Annotated in this window: 2 protein-coding genes; both read left to right on the top strand. The window is 55.4% G+C overall.

All coding sequences use genetic code 11. The features are described 5' to 3' along the window. A partial coding sequence (locus tag VLX68_03255; GenBank protein ID HUI91244.1) for a hypothetical protein occupies positions 1-574 on the top strand: 574 nt, incomplete at its 5' end. Between the two features lie 351 nt (positions 575-925). Next, on the top strand, positions 926-5,128 hold a 4,203-nt coding region (locus tag VLX68_03250), incomplete at its 3' end, for a fibro-slime domain-containing protein (protein HUI91243.1).

The raw sequence follows: 5,128 nt of genomic DNA, 5'->3' as shown, positions 1-5,128 counted from the left end.
CGGCAAGGACCTCACGTCGAATGAGTATCTGTCAATATCCATAGACAGTCAGGTGACCGACCAGGCGCATAAGAATTATCCGGATGACAACAACCGCAAGGTGCCGGTATACATCCAGCCCGTGCCGCCGGACAAGATCGTACCGGTGCCGAACCCGTCGAAGCCGACCTTTGTGCATTCGGGTCAGGGATACGGGCCGGGCCAACTGGTGTTCAAGAACGAGCCGAATGCCCGTGACTGGGTGCGGCGCGAGGGCGCGGGCACGGTGCTGACGTTCCAAATAACACCGCCGTCCGATTCCACGCAGACCGTGCATGGGTCAATCAAGATTTTCGACGTGGTCGGCAACTTGGTAAATGAGGCGAGCACCGACGATGTTATTAGTTCCCTTAATGTCGACCGGAGCAACCTTAAAAGCCAATACACCTACGATATCTATTGGAACGGCTCGAATGAGAAGGGAACAAAAGTCGCGGCGGGCATTTACGGCACGATTGCGTACGTCACCTATGAAACGCCGGGAAAACCCAATCAGACGTCGCGGCTCCTCGGCACGGTGGGAATATCCTACTAGCCGCGGTCCTTTAATTAAGGCGGGACATAAATCCCGGGGTGGAATCACTCCGGGATTTTTTTACTTTAGAATAGATAAAAATATATTTTCTTGCTTGGCCCCGTTTTGGCTCTTTTTGGTGTTTTATCTTTTATAATGGGGATTCAAAAATTTACTTTTTTGAATTCTCAAACCAGGAAATGATTTTACAAAAATAAACCGTTTAATCGATTAATTTTTAATATTTTTTAAACCTTCTTAGTATTATGGACGACTATACGACGTGAGATAATGGAAATTCTCGGCCGAAATAAGACGATTCTTTTGTGGTAATTTAAAATAATTGCTTTTAGGCAGGAGGATATTTTACCTATGGGTAAATTTCGGCCTTTTCAATGCGGCGTTGTCGCAACTTTCGCAACTGTTCTGATTTCCGGGAGTCTGTTGCACGGCCAGGACTTATATCCTCCTACCATCAAAGTGGGCGTGACTTTTTTCGATTACCATTCCGATGGCAGCAACCCTGATTTCAATGAGGGTACAAACCCCGGCAGGGTCGTGACCGGAATGGTGCAGCAGACTCTTGACAAAGACGGCCTTCCCGTTGGAACAACGAACTATTTGTATAGCTGGGGGATAAATAAGTGGTTCCGCCCATGGCCGCAAAGCCAGCTCGGGCAGGGAAGCGACTTTCTCCGGCCAGCCTATGGGGCCCTTCTTCCACTGCCGGGTGGGGCGCCGCTCCTCGGCGTCAACACGGTTGGCTACGACACGTCCTTTAAAAATGTGGTAATACAGGACTCTCTTGTTTTTAATTTAATCAACAACGCGAACGGCACCTACCAGTTTCAGAGCGGTAATTTCTTTCCACTTGACGGAAGGGGATTCGGGGCGGACGTTCCCACCATAAATTACGACGGCACCCCGCTCAACCGGGCGACCAACACGCACAATTATTCATTCGCAATGCACCTCAAAAAGGCCTTTGCCTATACGGCGGGCCTTACGTTCAATTTTGAGGGAGATGATGACCTATGGGTGTTCATCAACGGCCAGCTGGTCCTGGACCTCGGCGGCATCCACGGCACCACAGCGGGATACTTCAATCTTGACGCATTGGCGCCCGGCCTGGGATTGGTCCAGGGCGATTCCGCTATCTTGGATGTTTTTTATTGCGAGCGGCAGGCAGTCGGTTCAGACATCAAAATCACAACGAATATTATCACCGGAGTGCCGGCAAAACTTGTTCTCAGCATGATTCCCAAGGTCGACACGCTCGCGGCCGGGCAGATCGCGACCTATTACGGTGCGGTAGTTGACAATTTCGGAAAAACGAGGCCCGAATTCAACCCGTATATCCAGTGGAACCTGACCGCCATCGGTCAGACAACGACGACAAGCTATATTAGCCCAACGGTCGGTCCGGTCGACACGTTTTACGCCGTCCAAGCGTTTATAACGTACATCATCACCGCTACGTTCACCGATCCCAACACGGGAAAGTCCGTTCCCCCGGTTTCCGATACCGTGTATGTGAAAGCGGGCCCGCCCGACCATGTAGTCATAGAGGCTGACCCCAACGGCCTCACCCGCAGCCCGTGGAAGGACAACCCGGTGGGTGGAAACGGGACCATCACCATCGGGTCGGCCGACTTGAGTAAAAGCGTGTACGCAACCTTGCGCGATAAGTTCCAGAACTATGTGGGCCAGTCGCAGAACACGCTGTGGGACACGATCAGGATCGTGACCCCCGGCGTGGTGAGCGCCGCGCCCGGCAACAAGACGCTGGGCGAAGGGGTGGTGACCAAGCTCGGCGTTTCGGATTCCGAATTGGTAAGGGCCAGCGCGCTTGACATCCCCGGGAAGATATTGATGGACACCATAAAGGCCTATGTGTCGAACATCACCTACGATTCTTTACGGATCGTAGTTTTGGTGCAGGCCGTGCCTGCCAAAATTGGATCACTCACCATGACCAGCGACCAGGATACTATTCTCATCGTGCAGGCATTGCCTCATATCGCGAACCCACAATGGGGGAACGTACCCGGCTCATGGTCCGCCTCCGGCACGATTAAATCCGATATCGCCGCGCCTGCGGGGCAGGCCACATGGCAGTTTTCTCCTTCGGACACCGGCAGGGGAACCATCACCGCCACGTTTCAAGGTCTCACCACCTCGATCCCGGTGGTGATCAATCCCGGTGCGCCGCGCTCTCTTGTGCTGTATCCGCAGCCCGGCGCGCCGAGCGCGACAAACAAACCGCTTCCGCACGACACCACCGTGATTGCCGGCGTTGATTTTCCGCTGGTGGCCAAATTGTTCGACCAGCACAGCGTGTGGCTGAGCGCGTATGAAGGCAATCTGAGCGCCACCCTCATCAGCTGGCAGCTCAGCGACCCCACACTCGGCACCCTCACTCCCTTGACAGGATATACTGCGACCTTTAACTCCACAAAGGCGCACCACAGCGTGGTGATCGTGGCGACGTATAAAAACGGTACCGATATCTATTCCGACACCATCGGCCTGACTATTCTGCCCGGTCCAGTCAAGCAGCTCGTCATCGAGGCGAACAAAGACCCGAACCTGAGCCCCAACGCGGCCATGCCCGCCGACAGCGTGACGATAAACGCCAACGAGACAAACAAGACCGTGTATGCAATCCTTCGCGACCAGTACGGAAACTGGGTGAGCTATTCGCTGCAAACGCTCTGGAGCAGCGATCCCGACACCATTGCCAAGGCGACCAACGGCGTCCAGCTGTCGGGAGAAGGGATCATTACCAGGGTCGCGAAGGTTGGCACGGCTCTCGTCATCGCGAAAAACATCGAGCCGCGTTATGCTTCGCTCAACCTGATCGACACGGTTAAGGTGATTGTGAGCAATATTTTCTACCGTCAGCTGCGCATCGTCGTCCGTGATTCCACCGACATTAGCAGCCTCACCATGAACACGAACCAGGACACCACGCTCAAGGTGCTTGGACTCCGCTCCGATACGCTGCTGTGGGAGCCCGTGGTCACGCATTGGGCAATGACGCAGGGGCTCAACACCGCGCCCATGCCGCCGGGACAGGCGCAGCAATGGAGTTTCTCGCCGGTCACGCCCGGCACCGGAATAGTTTGGGTATACATGGACAACGATTCAACGGTGCCGGATACGGTGACGGTGAATTTCACGCCCGGCCCTCCCACCGCAATCGATATCTCGCTCCTTACGCCGCCCGAGCAGCGCGTCGCCGGTGATACGATTCTGGCCGTGGTGAGGATACAGAACAAGGACGGCCTTGTACCGGGTATCTGGTGCGATTCGACCAGCTACCAGGACGCGCTCGGCGCCGGCGGCGGAAAACGGCCGCTGCCTTTTTATATTGATGACAAAGGGGATACCGTGCTCATCACGCAGGTCGGCACCGCCGCCAAAAAAACCAGCGAATGTTTCAATAACGGCCTTGACACAATAAAATTCGTGCTGTACTATGCGCCGTACAAGAGCGATACCGCCCATCAGATCTTCGTGAGCCTTAACGGGCTCCTCGCCAGCACCGTTCCGTTCACGCTTTTGCCCGGGCCGCTCGATTCGCTCGCGCTCGAAGATATAAATTTTGTCCATATTCCGGATCCGCTGCTGCTTGCCTATCCCACCGGGAGCAAGGTGATCGTGGCCGACGGATACGACCGCTTCGGCAACAGGCGCGGGCCCGAAAACAGCACCTGGGATGTTTCCGGCACGCTCCACCCGGTGGACAACCCGGTGAACGTGGCCCGGATTTTCTATGATGCCTCGGCCACGACGCACAACGAAAGCGGATGGCTCAGGGCCACGGGGGCCGGAAATGTTTCAGACAGCGTTTTTGTCAAGATAACGGGCCACAAAGGCACCCTCGACTCTGCGGTGACCCGGGACGTTAACGGCGACGGCCTGCTCGACGAGGTCGTGCTGTATTTCGACCGGAAGGTGACGCTTCCCAGCGACTCGAATTTCGTTGCCACCATCGGTCTTTCTTACGGCAGCGTCGTGTTCAAGGTTGACAGCATCGGAGGCGGCGTTGGCCGCACCGACAGCGTGTTCACCCTGTACCTCAGGGAGGATTCGAGCACGGGAAAGCCGCAAACCGCATGGACGCCGTCGCTGTCCATCGCCGGCATCGTGGGCGCGGACACCATCGAGGGTTTCCGCACCACCGACGGCGCGGGCCCGGTGATTTGGAAGGTCACCAAGACCATCGGCAATACCGAGGACAGGACGCAGGACCGTGTGACCGTGACGTTCTCCGAAAAGATTTTCGACAAGGACGGAGCGTCATTCAAGTTGTCGAACATTCCAGGGCTGGTATTTACCGTATGGAAGCGCAACAGCAGCGGCGGGTATGATTCCGTGCCCGGTGTGCTCGACAGTATTCTGCATTTTGCAACCCTGCTCAACGACAGTACGCTCCAGTTCGACATGCTCAACGGCAAGGACCTCACGTCGAATGAGTATCTGTCAATATCCATAGACAGTCAGGTGACCGACCAGGCGCATAAGAATTATCCGGATGACAACAACCGCAAGGTGCCGGTATACATCCAG

It is taken from the genome of Chitinivibrionales bacterium, assembly GCA_035516255.1.
In the GTDB taxonomy this organism is placed as follows: domain Bacteria; phylum Fibrobacterota; class Chitinivibrionia; order Chitinivibrionales; family FEN-1185; genus FEN-1185.
Note: the sequence above shows the minus strand (reverse complement) of the source record. Positions and strands in the feature narration are given on the sequence as shown.